Origin of the sequence: Branchiibius hedensis (assembly GCF_900108585.1) — a bacterium.
Taxonomy (GTDB): Bacteria; Actinomycetota; Actinomycetes; order Actinomycetales; family Dermatophilaceae; genus Branchiibius; species Branchiibius hedensis.
The window spans coordinates 879200-896782 of record NZ_UESZ01000001.1; the positions used below are offsets into that span (position 1 = coordinate 879200).

The window sequence follows — 17583 nt, forward strand, 5'->3', positions numbered from 1 at the left end:
CAGGTGAGTTCTCCCGCTGTCCCGCCCGTTGCCCCTCGCCGTGATCGCCTTCGCGAGCACCACGGTGACCGGTTCGTCGACCCGTGGGCGTGGTTCGACCACCGCGACGACCCCGAGGTGTTGGCTCACATCGACGCCGAGAACGCCTACACCGCGGCTCGCACCGCGCACCTGTCTTCGGCGCAGCAGACCATGTTCGAAGAATTGAAGTCGCACATCCGGGAGACCGACGTCAGCGTCCCGGTCCGTGCCGACAACTACTGGTACTACTCACGCACCCGCGAAGGTGAGCAGTACGAGATCCACTGCCGATCGCCGTACGTCGAGGGGCTGGGTCGGCCCGACCCCGAAGGTGAGGTGCCCGGCGAGCAGGTGCTGCTCGACGTGAATGCCGAAGCTGCGGCCCACGACTTCTACGAGGTCGGTGGCTTGGAGATCAGCGCGGACGAGAGCCTGTTGGCGATCCTGGCCGACACCGCGGGCGATGAGCGTTACGACCTGCAGGTGCGCCGGATCAGTGACGGTGCAGTGCTGGACGATGTCGTGCGCGGAGCGGTCTACGGGCTGGCGTGGTCACGCGATGGCCGCTATCTGTTCTACACCCGGTGCGACGACGCCTGGCGCACCCACCAGGTGTGGCGGCATGAGATCGGAAAGTCCGCTGAGACAGACGAATTGGTGTTGCAGGAGGATGACCCGAAGTTCGATCTGGGGATCGAGACCAGTCGCGACGAGCAGTGGCTGCTGATCGGCGCAGGCTCCAAGACCACGACCGAGTTCCGGTTGCTCGATCTGAACACGCCCCTGGCGGAACCCGTCCTGATCGAGGCCCGCGCCCAGGGCGTGGAATACGTCCCGGAGGTCGACGGCGACCGGTTGTTGATCGTGCACAACCTGGACCGTCCGGACTTCGACCTCGCCTGCGCTCCACTGGCCGATCCGGGCCGGCCGAACTGGGACCCGGTCCTGCGAGGACTGGGAACCGAGCGGATCGCAGCGGCGCACGCCTTCGCGTCGTTCGTGGCCGTCGCGATGCGCCGGGAGGGTCTGCCAGCGGTCCGGGTGCTGCCCAAGGTGGGTGACGGTTTCGGCGCGCCGATCGATCTGCCCGTCGACAGTGAGCTCACCAGTGTCACCATCGGGTCCAACCCGATGTACGACAGTCCCGTCCTGCAGGTCAGCAGCACCTCCTTCCTGCAGCCCCGCACGATCAGCGACTTCGATCCGGCCACGGGCGCAGTGCAGATCCTGCGGCAACGACCGGTGCCCAATTTCGACTCCTCGCAGTACGTCGAGCAGCGCCTGTGGGTGACCGCCCGCGACGGCGCATCGGTGCCGGTCTCGATCCTGCACCACCGCGACCTGCGTCCGGACGGCACCAACCCGGGCTACGTCTACGGGTACGGCGCGTACGAGCACCCGACGGATCCGGCGGTGCGCGTGTCCTGGCTGCCGCTTCTCGAACGCCGGGTCGTCGTCGCGGTCGCGCACATCCGCGGCGGTGGTGAGCTGGGCCGTGCCTGGTATGAGGGTGGCCGGTTGCTGGCCAAGAGGAACAGCTTCACCGACTTCGTCGACGTCGGGCACGCACTCATCGATCAAGGCTGGGTGGCTCCCGATCGGCTTGTCGCGGAGGGGGGTTCAGCGGGTGGTCTGCTGATCGGCGCCGCCGTCAACGAGGACCCCACGCTGTTCCGGGCGGTCATCGCCGCGGTGCCCTTCGTCGATGCGTTGACGACGATCCTGGACCCCAGCCTGCCGCTGACCACGGGGGAGTGGGAGGAGTGGGGCAACCCGCTGGCCGACCCGGAGGTCTACGCGTACATGAAGTCCTACACGCCGTACGAGAACATCGCGGCCACGACGTATCCGTCCATCCTGGCCACGACCAGCCTGCACGACACGCGGGTCTTCTTCACCGAACCAGCCAAGTGGGTGCAGCAGTTGCGGGCTACGGTCACCAGCGACCCGCAGACCCGGCCGGTGCTGCTGAAAACCGAAACCGCAGCCGGTCACGGCGGACAGTCGGGACGCTACGACGCGCTGCGCGATGTGGCCTTCGAACTGGCCTTCCTGCTGGACCAACTCGGGATCACCGGCTGAGGTCAGCGCAGGATGCGGTCCATCGGCTTGCCCTTGGCTAGTTCGTCGATCAGCTTGTCCAAGTAGCGGATTCGCTGCATCAGCGGATCCTGGACGTCCTGGACCTTCACCCCGCAGACCGAGCCGGTGATCAGATCGACGCGGGGGTTCAGCTGGGCCGCGGCGAAGAACTCGGTGAAGGTGGTCCCCGCATCCAGGTGTCGCTGCAACGCCGCCGTGTCGAAGCCGGTCAGCCACTCGATGATCTGGTCGACCTCGTCCTGGGTGCGGCCCTTGCGCTCGGCTTTGGCGACGTAAAGCGGGTAGACCGAGGCAACGGGTGAGTCGAAGATGCGGCTCATGCGCCCAGCCTACGGCGACTCGAGGGCGGCACGGATGCGGTCGGCGTACTCCTGCGCCTCGCCCTGTGCGTATGTGGTGCGTGGCCAGAAGAACCCGCGCAGGCCGTCGCCCTTGGTGCGGGGCACCACGTGCGTGTGCAGATGCGGCACCGACTGACTGACGATGTTGTTCTCGGCCACCCAGCTGCCCTGGGCGCCGAGGGCGACCGGCAGGGCAACGCAGATCCGTTGCACCGCAGCGAAGTACGGCGCCAGCAGATCGCTCGGCAGATCACCCAACGTAACGATGTGTTGGCGGGGTACGACGAGTACGTGTCCCTTGAACACCGGCCGGACGTCCAAGAAGGAGATCGTCTGGTCGTCATCCGCGACGACGAACGCCGGTGTCTCACCGGCGACGATGGAACAGAAGACGCAGCCGCTCAGGAGCCTTCGACCTCGGTCTTGATCCGCTGCAGGGTCTTGTTCATATCCGCTTGCAGCACAGATTCGAAGTTGCTGTTGCCGCCGAAGAACTTGTCGACCAGGAAGTGCGAGATACCCGAGGTGCCACCGGACACGTCCCGGGTCTCGATGATCTTGGTGCGGCTGCCACCGTCGAGCGGTTCGAGGTCGTAGCTCCACTTGGCCTTGTTCTCGCGGACCTTGAACATCAGTCGCTTGTCCGGCTCGAAGTCTTTGATCATCGAGGTCGTTGGCCAGATCCGCCAGCCGGCCTTGTTGATGTTGATCATCTTCGCGCCCTTGCCCGAGCCACGCAGGAAGGTGCGGAAGGTCTGGGGGCTCCAGCGCGCCATGGCCGGCAGGTCGGAGACCAACGCCCAGACCTTGGCCGGCGGGGCATCGACCTCGATCTCGGCCTGCAGGTTGTTCGGAGCGGTCTTGTCGGCCATGAATCCTCCAACTCGATTTACAGGTGTAGTGACCCAGATTACATACTGGCTCCATGTCGTCGTGGCCCCGTCTCCGATCAGCCGTCGTCGCCCGGGTGCGGCAACGTCCTGAACTCGTCGTGTATGTGCCCCTGGCTGTAGCCACGGCCGCAGCGGGCGCGCTGGGTCGGCGCCCCCTGCTGGTGGTGGCGAAGTCTGCGTTGGTGCCGACTCTCCAGGCCGGTGCCTGGCTGCGGGGCAGCCGCGACCCAATCCTGTTCGGAGCAACCAGCGCGGGATGGCTGGGTGACGTGATCCTGCTGCCGCGGCCGCACACCCAGCCAGCCGATGCCGAGCGGCGCCAACTGCGCTGCGGGGCAATAGCGTTCGGTCTTCAGCAGATTGGCTACGTGACGTTGATGGCTCGGGCCGGTGTCCGGCCGCGGCCACGCCGGGTAGTCGCCGTTCTCCCGTGGTTGGGCGGACTGTCGGTCCTGGACACCGTCACGGGTGCGGGCTCGGCGCCGGACGCGATCATCACGGCGTACGGCGTTCTGCTCGGTGGCATGGCGATCATGGCCTGGTCGTCGCCGTCGACAGCGATGCAGACCGGGGGAGTGCTCTTCCTGGCTTCGGATTCGATGATCCTGATCCGGGAGAAAGTGTTGAGCGCCACGATGGCGCGCGCGGCCACCGAGGCCTTCGTCCTGGGCACCTACGCGGCCGCCCAGGCGCTGCTGATCAGGGCTCTTGAGACTCCAGGCGACCGGCCAGGCCCCACCGGGTAACCGTCAGATCGTCCGGCACATCAGCCGCGGACTCGTGATAGGCGTACATCGGCCCGGTGGTCATGAAGGCGAAGTAGTCGTGCAGTGCGTCCCGCAGTTCGCCCTCGGGGACGCCTGCATCGGACAGCGCTGCGTCGAAGCACGCGATTGCCCGCCGGTTCATCTCCTCGTGCTCGCCGTTGCCCGAGTGCATTCGCACCAGATCTGACTCGCTGCCGTAGGTAGCGGTGTAGTCCGCCGGACCGCCCCACGCCTGCGTCCAGTAGGCGGCCAACCGCTGCGTGTGATCGGGCTCGAACCGGCGGAACGCATGGCTGACAACGGGATCGGCCAGGACCCGACGGTGCCAGGCGTCAGCCAACGCGTGGACGGTCGCCGAGCCGCCGAGGGCGCCGTACAGCGTGATCACGGATCAAGTGTCTACCCCCTGTCTAGGCTGGCTGAATGGCGAACGGCGTGCGCTCACGAGGGTGCGATGGGTACTGATCCGGCCGGGTTGCGCGGCGAGGCTCCGTTGCTCGATGCGTGGCTGCGATTCCAGGAGCGATCGCCGACGCCGTTCACGATCCCCGGTCACAAACAACGCAGGGATCTCGTGGGTGATGTGGTTGCCGGGGACGTGCCGCTGTACGCCGGTCTGGACACGATGAAACTGGCAACGGGGGTTCTCGGGGAGGCCGAGGCACGTGCTGCGCGGCTGTGGGGTGCAGACTTCTGCCGTTTCTCCACCGACGGTGCGACGCACGCGAACCAGTCGGTCGCGTTGGCGTTCGGGGGCGACGGGGGCCGCGTCGTGGTGAGCCGATCGTTGCATCGCTCGATGTTGCTGGGTCTGGTGCTCGCCGGCCTGGAGCCGGTGTGGGTGCGTCCTGAGGTTGACCGGGCCACCGGGTTGCCGTTGGGGGTGCGACCCGATGATGTACGCCGTGTGGTCGCCGAAAACCCTGACGTGCGAGCCGTTTTCGTGGGGGATCCGTCCTACGTCGGCACGGTAGGGGACATGCGCGGCTTGGCTGCGGCCGCACACGACTACGACGTACCGCTCGTGGTGGATGCAGCGTGGGCTGCACACTTCGGGTTCCACCCCGATCTACCCGAGCATGCGCTCGCGCTGGGCGCCGACGTGGTGGTGACCAGCGCCCACAAGACGCTGCCGGCGTGGAGCCAGGCGGCGTTGATCCTGGCGAGGGGCGGCCGGGTCGATCTGCGCCGGTTGGACGCCGCCGTCGATGCGACGGCGACGACCAGCCCGGCGGGGGCGATCCTGGCCAGCACCGATGCCGCGCGAGCGCTGCTGGCGCGAGACGGCGTGGCGCTGCTCGGGCCGGCGATCCTGGCTGCCCGGCAGGCGCGGCGGCAGCTTCGCGACGTTGCGGGATTGGTGGTTCTCGAGGGCGCCCACGTCGATCCGCTCAAACTCACCGTCGTGCTGCCGGGGACCGGGGCGGACGGTATCGCCGTCGAGCGGGAGTTGATCGAGCGCGGCTTGCCGGTCGAGTCCGCTGATCGCGACGTCATCATCGCGGTGGTCTCGCTGGCGGACACCGAGACCAGCATTGCGGCGTACACCCAAGCGCTCATCGCGGCGATCGAGCACCATCGCGGACCGGCGCGGGACGTGGTGGATGCGGGGATCTACCAGGTGGAGCCGGAGATGGTGACAACTCCACGCCGAGCGTATTTCGCCGCTGCGCAGGCCGTTCCGCTGCACGATGCGGTAGGTGAGGTGAGCGCGGAGTTGGTTGCGCCGTACCCGCCGGGCATCCCGGTGCTGGCGCCGGGGGAACGCATCACGCGACGGAGTCTGTCGACCCTGGAGGCCGCGGCCCGCGCGGGGGTGCGTATTGCCTACGCCGCCGATCCGAGTCTGCGAACGCTCAGGGTCGTGCGGGCGTGAGCAAAAGCGAACGAGGACGCACGCAATCCTGGTAACTTGCTCATATTGCTAACGGAACGATCCGTATCGTTAATAGGGTCAGGTGGCTCGCTCGCGATGTCCGCGACACCGCGAGGACTGATACACGACGAGGACTGAAAGGCAGACAGATGTTGGCTCAGCAGCGACAAGAATTCATCCTGCGCCAGGTTGCCCAGAACGGTGGAGTTCGCGTCTCTCGCATCGTCGGTGAACTCGGGGTCAGCGACATGACGGTTCGCAGGGACATCGATGTGCTGGTCGCCAAGGGGCTGGTGACCAAGGTGCACGGTGGCGCGATCGCCACCCGCGGTAGCTCAGCGGGCGACGGCGGCACGGGGCCGACGACGAACTCCTATCCGGTGCTGGGACGCGCCGCAGCGAGTCTGGTCGACGACGGCGCCACGATCGCCCTGTCGGCGGGGGCGGCGGCGTACGCGGTGGCCACCGAGTTGCGCACCACAGCCGGCCTGAGTGTGGTGACCAACTCGCCGTCGGTTGAGGAAGCCCTGCACGATCCGTCCCGGGACGACCGGACGGTGGTGCTCACCGGCGGGGCCCGGACCGCCAATGGCGGCCTGGCCGGGCCGGTCGCGATCGATACGCTCGCGCGGACACACGTGGATGTGGCGATCATCTCGGCAGCTGCCGTCGACATCGAAGCCGGTGTCACGACGTCGAACCTGCAGGAGGCGCAGGTGGAGCGGGCGATGATTCACGCAGCCCGGCGCGTGGTGGTCGTCGCCGACCGCGCCGCCTGGGGGACCGCACTGCTCACGACGGTCAGTGACCTGAGCCGGGTTGACGTGTTGGTGACCGACGCGGTGCTGTCCGAGGGAGCACGACGCGAGCTGGGCCGACGTTCCGTGCGGGTCTACACGGTGAATTCCCCGGCAGTCATCCAGATGCCCGCCGTGGCGCTGTGACCCGGGCCGTCAGGAATCCTGCGGCTCCCGTGGTGGGTTGGCCACGAGGGTCTGCACGAGCCATCGGTACTGCTCGGTGGTGACGCCGACACCGCGCACCGTCGACCGGTAGAAGCTGAGCGACGCGAGCGTGTCCAGCAGCAGGTCAGCGTTGGTGTCTGCAGCGATCTGACCACGTTCGATGGCTCGTTCGATGAGCCGGATCCCGTTGTCCCGGCGACGGCTGAAGAACCGATCCCACAGCACCGGGAAGACGGCGGGATCCAGCGCGGCTGCGATGGCATTGGTGCTGCCCTCGCGCAGCCGGGTGAGGTTCTGGTTCTCCACGTTGATCAGCGTGTGCTGCAGGAGATCCTCGACGATGTCGCCGGTGTCCGGGACCTCGCCCAGGTGCATGATCGACATCGCTGCTGCGGCGACAAGGTCCCCTTTGTCCGGAAAGCGGCGGTAGATGGCCGTTTTTCCGCACCCGACCCGTTTGGCCACGTGCTCGATGCGCAACTGGTCGTAGCCCACCTCGAAGACGATCTCGACCGTGGCACGCAGGATGCGGGCAGTCAGTTCCTCGTCCGGTGGACGCCCCACGGTGGTCGGAGTCACCCGGCCACCATACGAAATGTGGTCTCAGTGGTCACGGCGTGCGCTGGGTACAGTCGCTGATAACCAGTCGACGTTCCGAAAGGTTGCTCATGCCGTTCCAGCCCCAGGACCTGCTGCCCGCCGAGGAGATCACCGGTCGCCTCAGCCGGACCGACAAGATCAGGCTGCTGTCGGGCAAGGACTTCTGGAACACCGAATCTGTTGACGGTGCAACCGGATTCATGCTGACTGACGGGCCGCACGGACTGCGTAAACAGATCGGGTCGGCTGATCACGTCGGATTGGCCGATTCGGTCCCGGCGACCTGTTTCCCGCCGGCAGCCGGACTCGGCGCCACCTGGAACGTCGACCTGTTGCACGACATCGGCGTGGCTCTCGGACGTGAAGCTGCGGCGCAGGACGTCGGGGTGCTGCTCGGACCAGGGCTGAACATCAAGCGCCACCCCGCGGGCGGTCGCAATTTCGAGTACTTCTCCGAGGACCCCTTCCTGTCCGGTAAGGCTGCCGCAGCGATGGTTCGCGGTATCCAGTCGGTGGGCGTCGGTGCGTGTCTGAAGCACTTCGCGGCGAACAACCAGGAGTCCAACCGCATGCGGGTGGACTCCATCGTCGACGAGCGGACGTTGCACGAGATCTACCTGACCGGTTTCGAGATCGCGGTGAAGGAGTCCGCGCCCTGGACCGTCATGCACTCCTACAACAAGCTCAACGGCGAGCACACCGGAGAGTCCTACCGGTTGCTCACCGAGATCCTGCGTCACACCTGGGGCTTCGACGGAGTCGTCATGAGCGACTGGCTGGCGACGGCGAACCGGCCGCACGGTGTGCAGGCCGGCTCGGACCTGGAAATGCCCGGGAGCAACGGATTGTGGGATTCCCGGGTGGCGCAAGCCCTCGATGCCGGCACGCTATCCGAGGCCGACCTGGACGCGGCGGTGACCCGTCTGGTCACCCTGGCCCAGAAGGTGGCAGCCCGGCCGACGGCGGCGCCAGTCGACTTCGAGGCCCACCACGCACTCGCCCGACGGGCAGCCGCCGAAGCCAGCGTGCTGCTGACCAACGACGGTCTTCTGCCGCTGGCCGCCGACGCACGGGTCGCCCTGATCGGTGCCTTCGCCCAGACCCCGCGCTACCAGGGTGCGGGCAGTTCATTGGTGCATCCGACCCGCCTCGACAACGCCCTCGACGCGCTGCGGGCGCAGTACGGCGACCGGCTGACGTACGTCCCCGGGTACGACGCGGCCACCGGGGATGCGACGGCGGAAGACATCGCGGCGGCTCGGCGAGCCGCCCGCGAAGCTGAGGTCGTCGTACTCCTCATCGGCCTGCCGGCCAGCTACGAGTCGGAAGGCTTCGACCGCACCGACCTTCGACTGCCCCCGTCGCACGACGCCTTGGTTGAGGCCGTAGTTGACGAAAACCCACGCACCGCAGTAGTTCTCATGGGGGGTGCACCGGTCGAGATGCCGTGGTCGGATCGACCGGCGGCGATCCTGGAGGCCTATCTGGGCGGGCAGGCGGGTGGCTCGGCGCTGGCGGACGTGCTCACCGGCGTCGTCGAACCCGACGGTCGACTGGCCGAATCCTTCCCGGTGTCGATGCTCGAGCTGCCGGCGAACGCCGACTTCGCCAGCCACCCGACCCAGGTCGCGTATCGCGAGGGGCTGAACGTCGGCTACCGGTTCCACGACACCTGGCAGGTCGCACCGCGATTCTGTTTCGGGCACGGGTTGTCCTACACCCGTTTCGAGGTGTCGCCACTGAGTGTGGCGGGGGACGAGCACGCCACGGATCGACAGGTCAGCGTCCAGGTGACCAACGTCGGCGACCGGGCGGGGGCCTGCGTTCTGCAGCTGTACGTGCACGCCGGCGCCACGGGTCCGGCCACGCCCGAGCAGGAGCTGAAGGGTTACGCCAAAGTGCAGTTGGCAGCGGGCGAGACACGCGAGGTGAGCCTGTCGCTGGACGCCCGTTCCTTCGCGACATACGACGCCACCGACGAAGCATGGGTCGTCGCATCAGGGACGTACGAGATCCGAATCGGTTTGTCCTCCAGGGACATCCGCAGTTCGGCCAGTGTCGACATCCACGGCGCGGACATCGTGCACCCAGCGACGGTGACCCGTCAGCCGGTCGCCGACGACCAGGAGTTCGCCGCCATGCTCGGGCGAGCAGTGCCGGTGCCAAAAGCCCTGCTCCCGTTCGACGAGGACTCGACCGTCAGCGACCTGCAGCAGACCTGGCTCGGTCAGAAGGTGCATGGCGCCTTGGTCGGGCAGGTGACCAAACGGATGGCGCCTGACGATGATGCCAACTCGGGGATGATGGCCGCGATGATCAAGGAGTTGCCGCTACGCGGGATCGCGGCCGCATCTGGCGGCAAACTGAGCCTGGCTGCGCTCGACCGGCTGATCGGCGTACTCAACACGATTCGTCGTCGCTGAGAGTGTCGCTATCCGAAGGAGCAGCCGGTGAGCTCCTCGGATACCGACCAGAGGCTCGTCGCGTCGTCGTGTCTTGTCAACGGGGTGAAGAGCTTCTGTTCGCCAGGGGGACCCCCGAGCCGACCCATCCCGGTCGGTCCATACATCACCCCACCTACCGAATTCGTCCCCGCAGCTGCCAGAACCGCTGGCAGAGCGGCAGATTCGGGTGTGCCAACCAGGACCCCCAATCGGGACAACACCCGCACGACCCGTCCTCCCGCGGTGTCACGGGTGCGGCCGATCTCCGGTCGGGCGGTGAGCAGACCGGTCAGCGCCACGCCCGGGTGGGAAACGTTGCTCGTCAGGGTCCACCCGGCAGCGCCTGCGCGACGGTTGAGCTCGAGTCCGAAGAGGCCGACGGCGATCTTCGACTGACTGTACGCAGCGCCGCTACGATACCTGCGTTCCCATTGAAGGTCATTCCAGTTGATGCCGCCTCGCGCAGCGGCGACGCTGGTTTGGCTCACGACATGCGCCCGCCCTGCTTCCAGCAGCGGAAGCAGTCGGGCGGTCAGCGCGAAATGGGCCAGGTGGTTGGTGCCGAACTGCAGTTCGAACCCGTCGGTGGTGATCTGCCGCTCGGGCGGGGTCATCACGCCGGCGTTGTTGATCAGGATTCCGATCGGAACTGCCTCCTGCAGCAACCCAGCCGCACACTCAGCGACAGAGTCCAAAGAGGAGAGGTCGACGGCCCGGGTCGACACCCGGGCGTCCGGAACGGCCGCTTCGATTTGGGCTATAGCGGTGCTTGCCTTCTGCTCGTTGCGTACTGGCAGCACCAGCTCGGCGCCAGCAGCGGCAAGACGGATGGCGATCTGCAACCCGATACCGCCACTTCCACCCGTGAGTAGTGCACGAGTGCCGGTGAGATCACGCAGGTCCACTTCATACGCCTTCGACACACCTCAAGTCTGACGTTCACATCGGTTATCCAGGGGTGGGTGCCCCCTCGAACCCGCGTATGGGTTCACACCCAATGCGCAGAACGGTCCGCACGCTCAGCGTGCGGACCGTTCTGACTGCGGGGGCGTCGGCCGACGGCTCGGCTAGCGCCTCACCGACAACCTCCGCCTCACTCCTCAGCAGTCGTATTCAACGCGACTACTTCCTCGTGCTCGACCTTCGCCGCCGACTCCGCTTCGCTCCGTCGACAACTCCGGTCTCACCCTTCGTCAGCAGTCGTACCTATTGACAACTGCTTTGCGGGGCTCGGCTTCGGCCGCCGGCTCGGCTAGCGCCTCACCGACAACCTCCGCCTCACTCCTCAGCAGTCGTATTCAACGCGACTACTTCCTCGTGCTCGACCTTCGCCGCCGACTCCGCTTCGCTCCGTCGACAACTCCGGGTCTCACCCTTAGTCAGCAGTCGTAGTACATCTCGAATTCGTGCGGGTGCGGACGGAACCGGATCGGGTCGACCTCAGTGGTGCGCTTCAAGTCGATCCACGTGTCGATCAGGTCGGGGGTGAACACGTCGCCCTCGGTGAGGAACTCGTGGTCGGCCTCCAAGGCGTCCAACACCGCGGGCAGCGAACCGGGGACCTGCGCGATGTTCGCGTGCTCCTCCGGGGGCAGCTCGTACAGGTCCTTGTCCACCGGCTCCGGGGGCTCGATGCGGTTCTTGATGCCGTCGATACCGGCCATCAGCTGCGCCGCGAAGCACAGGTACGGGTTCGCCGACGGGTCCGGGATACGGAACTCGATGCGCTTGGCCTTGGGGGAGGTGCCCGCAATCGGGATACGCACACAGGCCGAACGGTTACGAGCCGAGTAGACCAGGTTGACCGGTGCCTCGTAGCCCGGGACCAGGCGGTGGTAAGAGTTCACCGTCGGGTTGGTGAACGCCAGCAACGACGGAGCGTGCTTGAGGAGACCACCGATGTACCAGCGGGCGATGTCGGACAGACCGCCGTAGCCCTTCTCGTCGTAGAACAGCGGCTGGTCGCCGTTCCACAGCGACTGGTGGGTGTGCATGCCGGAACCGTTGTCACCGAAGATCGGCTTCGGCATGAAGGTCACGGTCTTACCGGCGGCCCAGGCGACGTTCTTGATGATGTACTTGAACTTCTGGATGTCGTCGCCGGAGTGCTGCAGCGTCGTGAACTTGTAGTTGATCTCCTGCTGGCCAGCGGTACCCACCTCGTGGTGAGCGCGCTCGACCTCGAGGCCGACCTGGCCAAGGACCGCGACCATCTCATCGCGCAGATCCACGAAGTGGTCGGACGGCGGCACCGGGAAGTAGCCCCCCTTGTACCGGGTCTTGTAACCGCGGTTACCGCCCTCTTCGACGCGACCGGTGTTCCACGCGCCCTCGACCGAGTCGATGTAGTAGTAGCCGGACCGCTGGTTGGTCTCGAACCGCACGTCGTCGAAGATGTAGAACTCCGCCTCGGGAGCGAAGAAGGCCGTGTCCGCGATACCGGTCGAGGCCAGGTACGCCTCGGCCTTCGCCGCAACGTTGCGCGGGTCACGGCTGTAGGGCTCGTCGGTGAACGGGTCGACCACCGAGAAGTTCATGACCAGCGTCTTGCGGTCGCGGAACGGGTCGATGAACGCCGTCGCGGGGTCCGGCAGCAGCTTCATGTCGGATTCGTTGATGGCCTGGAAGCCGCGCACCGACGAGCCGTCGAACATGTTGCCGACGGTGAAGGCGTCCTCGGTGAACGCTGCAGCCGGCACGTTGAAGTGCTGCATCTGACCAGGCAGGTCACAGAAGCGGATGTCGACGAACTCGACATCTTCGTCCTTCAGGTACTTCAGGACCTCATCGCCTGATTTGAACATGGAACCTCCATTGGCTGGATGTGGCGCGAACAAGTCCATCCGCACCTTGCCCTGACCTTACGCAAGGGCGATTACTCGACAATCACTCGCACGTTTCACCCGTGTTACGTCCTGCTGGGCGGCTGGCCGATCCGGCGAATCGGCAGGTCACAGGCACACCAGGGGCGTACGACGAGTGGAACGTCCGCGCCCATCCTGCCCCCACGACGTACCCTCATGTGCGTGGTCGACCGCAAAGATCTCGGATCGTGGCTAGGTGGCACCGTTCCCGGCGCCGAGCGCCCCGACTGGCCCGGCCAGCGCCTGGGCCTGCCGCAGACCGGAGCCGGTTCCATGGCACCCCTTGGGCGGCGGATCGCCGCCCTCTTCATCGACTGGGTGTTGTGTTCCCTGGTGGCCGCCGCGTTCTTCGGCTACCGCTGGGGTGGCCATTCCGGGTCCTTCACTCCGTTATTGGTCTTCGTCGTGGAGAACGTGCTGCTGGTGAGCCTGGTGGGTACGACGATCGGGCACCGTCTGCTCGGGCTGCACGTGCAGCGGGTGGACGGCTCCGTCCCCGGACTGGCGGGCGGCACCATCCGCAGCCTGCTGCTGGCTCTGGTGATTCCGGCGGTCATCTGGGACAGCGACGGCAGGGGCATGCACGACAAAGCCGCCGCAACGGTCATCGTTCGCAGCCGCTGAGGTGCGCACGGCTGGCCGTGCGCACCTCGCGAGCCACTACGCGGGAACGGGCTCCTTCTCTTGCACGGCGATCACCGGTGTCCCGACCCGGATCCGCCCGGTGACCAGCGGGTCGATCGCCCCGAACTTCTTGGCGTTGGTGACGATCATCGGCGTGATCCGGTTGTAGCCGGCACGTTCGATGACCCCGCGGTCGAAGGTGACCAACGGCGTGCCCTCCTGCACCACGTCACCGCGGGCCACATGGACCTCGAACCCTTCACCGCCGAGGTTGACCGTGTCCAGACCGATATGGATCAGTACTTCGACACCACTGTCCAACTTCAGCCCGAGCGCGTGGCCGGTGTCCTGGGCCATGACCACCGTGCCGGCTCCGGGGGAGTAGACCGTGTTGCCACTGGGGATGATCCCCACACCCGGGCCCATCGTTCCCGCCGAGAAGACGGGATCGGGCACCGCCGACAGCGCAACGACGTCACCATCCAGCGGTGATGCCAACTCGATGGCCGCCGACGTGGGCGATACCGCCGCGATGGGGGCAGGGGCACCCGCCTCGACCGATGCGCCCTTCTCGACCGACGGAGCCTCATCGATGTAGGCAGCCGACCCCGTGACCGCAGCCGCGGCCGCGTCGGCGGGAGTGTCGACGGCGGCTTCCGGGACCCCTGCCGGCTCCGGGTTCTTGTAGCCGGACACGATCACCAGGCTCATCGCGGTGAAGAACGCCGCCAACACAGCGACCGCGTAGAGCAGGGTCGGGCTGAACACCGGGATGGTCAGCAGGGACGTGAACGCGAAGGCGCTGGTTTTGACGCCACCACCGATACCGATGATCACACCGCCCACCAGACAGCCGACGAGCATTCGCGGATAGATCCGCTTGAACCGCAAGTGGATTCCGTACAGCGATGGTTCGGAGATACCGCCGAGCAGACCCGCGGCCAGGGCACCGGTCGCGGTCTGTTTCATCTGCTTGTCGCCCTCCCGCCAGGACAGGAAGAGCACACCGGCGGTGGCGCCGAAACACGCGAAGTTCCAGGCACCCATGGGCCCCTGGATGAAGTCGTAACCCAGCGTGCTGATGTTCGCCAGCATGATCGCGTTGATCGGCCAGTGCAGACCGAGCGGCACCATGAACGGGTAGGCCAGCGGGATCACGATCGCGAAGATGAACGGCGAGAAATCGTTGATGCTCTTGAGCACACTGCCCAGACCCGCGCCGGCGAAGATGCCGATCGGGCCGATCAGGAACGCGGTCAACGGGATCATGATCAGCATCGACAGGAACGGCAGGAAGATCAGCTGCACGTTGTCGGGAATGATTTTCTTCAGGCCCTTCCACAGCGCGCCCAGGACCACGGCCATCAGCAGCGGCGGGAACACCTGGGAGCCGTAGTCGCGGATCAACAGCGGGATGCCGAAGATGTGCGCGACCGGGATACCCGAGGTGCCGAACAGGGTTGTGGTGGTGCCACCGTTGGCCTTGTCTCCCAGCGCCGCGAACGCCGGCAGCATCAGCACCGCCATGATGCCGAAACCGACCCAGGGGTCCGCGCCGACCTTCTTGGATGCGTTGTAGGCCACCATCAGCGGCAGGAACACGAAGATGCACTGCCACATCAGGTTGATGAACTGCCAACCGGCAGGCAGCGTCACGTTGGGGTCGTTCCATGCCGGGATGACTTTCAGGGACGCCATCAGCGCCATGAACGTGATGAACAGCGAGGCACCCAGCAGCGCACCCAGCACCGGGCGGAACGAGTCGGACAGGAACTCGAACAACGTGTCGAGCCAGTCGAACCGGCCGCGGGGACCCTTGGCCCGCTCGGCCGCCTTCACATCAGCGTCGGACAGCGACCCGGCGTTCTGCATCGCGGGCAGGTCCTGGATCTCCTGGTAGACGGTCTGGACCGCACCCCCGATGACGACTTGGTACCGGTCGCCGGTCTGCGGGACGACACCCATCACCTCGGGAACCGCTTCTACCGCAGTCGCATTGACCTTGCTGGCATCGCGCAACTGGAATCTCAGTCGGGTAGCGCAGTGCGTGAAACTCTCGATGTTGGCCGGGCCACCGACCCCGTCCACGATTTGTTGGGCTGAACTGGTCATCGAAGCCCCCAGTTGGCTGTCGATCTATGACGGCCACCGCCGCCGCGGGCACGGCGCACCGGTGCGTTGTGCACCTGTGATTATCCTCCGCCGGGACCTTCGTGGGCGAGAGGCGAAGGAGGTGTTTCAGCGACCGCGGGCCGCGCGACGGTCCATCCGCGGCGCGTTGCGCGGGTCCATGCCCTTGGGAATCGGCGGCTTCGCCGCACCCAGCGCGCGCAGGCGCTTGTTGACCGCGGCCACCTCGGCATCGGTCAGTTTCTTGTCCATCTTGTTCAGCCGCTTGGTCAGGTCAGCAACCGGCACGGTGTCGGTGCCCTGACCGACCCGCAGCAGATACACCGGCACTTCCGGACCGGCGACCCGTGCGACGCGCTTCTTCTCCGACTCCAGCAGCTTGCGGGTCGAGGTCGCGGGGCCTTCGCCGACCAACACCACACCGGGGCGGCCGACGGCGCGGAACACCATCGCCGCGGACGTGAGGTCGTTGACCGATCGTGCCCGGTTCGCTTCTGCTGCAACGGGTTCCTTGTCGAAGTACCAGCCCCGCCGCAACGCTGACAGGGCAGCTGCGGATGCGCCAGGCTGGCCCTCGAGTTGCCCGTAGGCGGCCTTTTCGGCCAACCGACCGAAGACGATCATGGCCAGCAGGATGCCGATCAGCACACCGAAGAAACCGAAGACGATCGGGTGGTGGAGCAGCAGACCGATGATCAGCAGGATGCCGAAGCCGAGCACGAAGGCCAGCGCCATCCACCACGGGATCGACGGGTTCTGCGCCCGCGACATGGTGAACAGCTGCTTCATCTGGGCGACGCGCCCCGGTTCCCCGGAGGTGTTCTTCTTGCGCGAGAAGCGCGACTTCTTCTCAGTGGCCGAGGCGGCCTGCGACGACGGTGACGGCATGAGGTTCAGGATACGCGGCTGCGCGCCACGACGGACGCCGCTTCCTGGCGGGCGGGGGAGGCGGCGGCTGCCGCCAGGTGGGCCAACTGCGGGGGAAGCTCGCGACCGGAGGCCTCCATCGCCTGGGCGTAGAGACGACCAGCGCGGTACGACGATCGCACCAGTGGACCACTCATCACGCCCTTGAAGCCGAGATCGTTCGCGACCTCCATCCAGTGCACGAACTCCTCCGGCTTGACCCACCGATCGACCGGGTGGTGGCGCAGCGAGGGCCGCAGGTACTGGGTGATGGTGATCAGGTCGGTGCCGGCGTCATGCAGGTCACGCAACGCCTGCTCGATCTCGTGGTCCTCCTCGCCCATCCCCAGGATCAGGTTGGACTTGGTGACCAAGCCGGCGTCGCGGCCCATCGTGATGACGGCCAGCGACCGTTCGTAGCGGAAGGCGGGGCGGATCCGCTTGAAGATCCGTGGCACGGTCTCCACGTTGTGGGCGAACACCTCGGGTGCGGCGTCGATGACCGCGCCGACCTGTTCGGGGATCGCGTTGAAGTCCGGGATCAGGATCTCGACCCCGGTGCCGGGGTTGAGGGCGTGCACCTGCCGGATCGTCTCGGCGTACAGCCAGGCACCGCCGTCCTCGAGGTCATCGCGCGCGACGCCGGTGATCGTGGCGTAGCGCAACCCCATCTGCTGCACGGACTCGGCGACCCGGCGGGGCTCGTCGCGGTCCAGATCCGCCGGCTTGCCGGTGTCGATCTGACAGAAGTCGCAGCGGCGGGTGCATTGCTCGCCACCGATCAGGAAGGTGGCTTCGCGGTCTTCCCAGCACTCGAAGATGTTGGGGCAGCCCGCCTCCTGGCACACCGTGTGCAGTCCCTCGCGCTTCACCAGGGAATGCAGCGAGGTGTACTCCGGACCCATTTTCGCGGTGGTGCGGATCCACTCGGGCTTACGTTCGATCGGACTCTGCGCGTTGCGGGCCTCGACACGCAGCAGTTTGCGTCCTTCGGGGGCGATGGTCACCCCGCTACTGTACGCCGGGTCAACCGGCCGCCGGTCGGCCCC

At 66.5% G+C, this 17583-nt stretch carries 16 protein-coding genes; 6 read left to right on the forward strand and 10 right to left on the reverse strand.

Annotated elements, in window-relative coordinates; genetic code table 11:
- The first annotated feature begins 3 nt into the window (after positions 1-3).
- On the forward strand, positions 4-2103 hold the full coding sequence (locus DR843_RS04345) for a S9 family peptidase (protein ID WP_109684271.1): 2100 nt from the start codon (positions 4-6) through the stop codon (positions 2101-2103).
- Positions 2104-2105: 2 nt separating this feature from the next.
- Here the strand turns inward: DR843_RS04345 and DR843_RS04350 are convergent, their stop codons facing one another.
- The 3 genes from DR843_RS04350 to DR843_RS04360 are packed head-to-tail and all read right to left on the reverse strand — an operon-like array spanning position 2106 to position 3337.
- Positions 2106-2444: a DUF2200 domain-containing protein gene (locus tag DR843_RS04350; protein ID WP_109684272.1), complete on the reverse strand. Its 339-nt coding sequence runs from the start codon at positions 2442-2444 to the stop codon at positions 2106-2108.
- 9 nt (positions 2445-2453) lie between these two features.
- Positions 2454-2870, reverse strand: a complete 417-nt coding sequence (locus tag DR843_RS04355; protein ID WP_109688421.1) for an HIT family protein — start codon at positions 2868-2870, stop codon at positions 2454-2456.
- Positions 2867-3337: an SRPBCC family protein gene (locus DR843_RS04360; RefSeq protein WP_109684273.1), complete on the reverse strand. Its 471-nt coding sequence runs from the start codon at positions 3335-3337 to the stop codon at positions 2867-2869. The genes DR843_RS04355 and DR843_RS04360 overlap by 4 nt, the downstream gene beginning before the upstream one ends.
- 53 nt (positions 3338-3390) lie before the next feature.
- On the opposite strand from DR843_RS04360, the gene DR843_RS04365 reads away from it, so the two are divergent.
- Positions 3391-4104 carry a lysoplasmalogenase gene (locus tag DR843_RS04365; protein ID WP_109684274.1) on the forward strand — a complete coding sequence of 238 codons (714 nt, stop codon included), beginning with the start codon at positions 3391-3393 and terminating at the stop codon, positions 4102-4104.
- Here the strand turns inward: DR843_RS04365 and DR843_RS04370 are convergent.
- Positions 4058-4513: a globin domain-containing protein gene (locus DR843_RS04370; RefSeq protein ID WP_109684275.1), complete on the reverse strand. Its 456-nt coding sequence runs from the start codon at positions 4511-4513 to the stop codon at positions 4058-4060. The genes DR843_RS04365 and DR843_RS04370 overlap by 47 nt on opposite strands.
- Positions 4514-4579: 66 nt before the next feature.
- On the opposite strand from DR843_RS04370, the gene DR843_RS04375 reads away from it, so the two are divergent.
- Complete coding sequence (locus DR843_RS04375; protein WP_109684276.1) at positions 4580-6001, forward strand: aminotransferase class I/II-fold pyridoxal phosphate-dependent enzyme; 1422 nt, start codon at positions 4580-4582, stop codon at positions 5999-6001.
- A gap of 149 nt (positions 6002-6150) precedes the next feature.
- The gene (locus DR843_RS04380; RefSeq protein WP_109684277.1) at positions 6151-6945 is read left to right on the forward strand and encodes a DeoR/GlpR family DNA-binding transcription regulator; all 795 of its coding nucleotides are present in this window, start codon (positions 6151-6153) and stop codon (positions 6943-6945) included.
- 9 nt (positions 6946-6954) lie between these two features.
- On the opposite strand, the gene DR843_RS04385 is transcribed toward DR843_RS04380, so the two are convergent.
- Positions 6955-7545, reverse strand: coding sequence for a TetR/AcrR family transcriptional regulator (locus tag DR843_RS04385; RefSeq protein ID WP_109684278.1), 591 nt, complete (start codon positions 7543-7545; stop codon positions 6955-6957).
- Between the two features lie 89 nt (positions 7546-7634).
- On the opposite strand from DR843_RS04385, the gene DR843_RS04390 reads away from it, so the two are divergent.
- Positions 7635-9989 carry a glycoside hydrolase family 3 C-terminal domain-containing protein gene (locus tag DR843_RS04390; protein WP_109684279.1) on the forward strand — a complete coding sequence of 785 codons (2355 nt, stop codon included), beginning with the start codon at positions 7635-7637 and terminating at the stop codon, positions 9987-9989.
- An 8-nt stretch (positions 9990-9997) separates the two neighbouring features.
- Here DR843_RS04390 and DR843_RS04395 read toward each other — a convergent pair whose 3' ends face one another.
- Both DR843_RS04395 and glnA read right to left on the reverse strand, forming a co-directional pair.
- The gene (locus DR843_RS04395; protein WP_109684280.1) at positions 9998-10933 is read right to left on the reverse strand and encodes an SDR family oxidoreductase; all 936 of its coding nucleotides are present in this window, start codon (positions 10931-10933) and stop codon (positions 9998-10000) included.
- 456 nt (positions 10934-11389) lie between these two features.
- A complete protein-coding gene (gene glnA, locus DR843_RS04400) occupies positions 11390-12814 on the reverse strand; it encodes a type I glutamate--ammonia ligase (protein ID WP_109684281.1) in 1425 nt (474 codons plus the stop codon).
- A gap of 216 nt (positions 12815-13030) precedes the next feature.
- On the opposite strand from glnA, the gene DR843_RS04405 reads away from it, so the two are divergent.
- On the forward strand, positions 13031-13498 hold the full coding sequence (locus DR843_RS04405) for an RDD family protein (RefSeq protein WP_342767145.1): 468 nt from the start codon (positions 13031-13033) through the stop codon (positions 13496-13498).
- Positions 13499-13534: 36 nt separating this feature from the next.
- On the opposite strand, the gene DR843_RS04410 is transcribed toward DR843_RS04405, so the two are convergent.
- The 3 genes from DR843_RS04410 to lipA all read right to left on the reverse strand — a co-directional run bounded on the left by DR843_RS04410 (position 13535) and on the right by lipA (position 17541).
- Positions 13535-15610 (reverse strand): glucose PTS transporter subunit IIA, encoded by a 2076-nt coding sequence (locus tag DR843_RS04410; RefSeq protein ID WP_109684282.1) that lies wholly within the window; start codon positions 15608-15610, stop codon positions 13535-13537.
- A 126-nt stretch (positions 15611-15736) separates the two neighbouring features.
- On the reverse strand, positions 15737-16516 hold the full coding sequence (locus DR843_RS04415; protein WP_109684283.1) for a DUF4191 domain-containing protein: 780 nt from the start codon (positions 16514-16516) through the stop codon (positions 15737-15739).
- 5 nt (positions 16517-16521) lie between these two features.
- A complete protein-coding gene (gene lipA, locus DR843_RS04420) occupies positions 16522-17541 on the reverse strand; it encodes a lipoyl synthase (RefSeq protein ID WP_109684284.1) in 1020 nt (339 codons plus the stop codon).
- Between the last annotated feature and the right edge of the window lie 42 nt (positions 17542-17583).

Bases quoted from the DNA above. Each gene is read 5' to 3' on its own strand.
- DR843_RS04350 (WP_109684272.1), bottom strand. From the start codon at position 2,444: ATGAGCCGCATCTTCGACTCACCCGTTGCCTCGGTCTACCCGCTTTAC.
- DR843_RS04360 (WP_109684273.1), bottom strand. From the start codon at position 3,337: ATGGCCGACAAGACCGCTCCGAACAACCTGCAGGCCGAGATCGAGGTC.
- DR843_RS04365 (WP_109684274.1), top strand. From the start codon at position 3,391: ATGTCGTCGTGGCCCCGTCTCCGATCAGCCGTCGTCGCCCGGGTGCGG.
- DR843_RS04375 (WP_109684276.1), top strand. From the start codon at position 4,580: ATGGGTACTGATCCGGCCGGGTTGCGCGGCGAGGCTCCGTTGCTCGAT.
- DR843_RS04380 (WP_109684277.1), top strand. From the start codon at position 6,151: ATGTTGGCTCAGCAGCGACAAGAATTCATCCTGCGCCAGGTTGCCCAG.
- DR843_RS04390 (WP_109684279.1), top strand. From the start codon at position 7,635: ATGCCGTTCCAGCCCCAGGACCTGCTGCCCGCCGAGGAGATCACCGGT.
- glnA (WP_109684281.1), bottom strand. From the start codon at position 12,814: ATGTTCAAATCAGGCGATGAGGTCCTGAAGTACCTGAAGGACGAAGAT.
- DR843_RS04405 (WP_342767145.1), top strand. From the start codon at position 13,031: ATGTGCGTGGTCGACCGCAAAGATCTCGGATCGTGGCTAGGTGGCACC.
- DR843_RS04410 (WP_109684282.1), bottom strand. From the start codon at position 15,610: ATGACCAGTTCAGCCCAACAAATCGTGGACGGGGTCGGTGGCCCGGCC.
- DR843_RS04415 (WP_109684283.1), bottom strand. From the start codon at position 16,516: ATGCCGTCACCGTCGTCGCAGGCCGCCTCGGCCACTGAGAAGAAGTCG.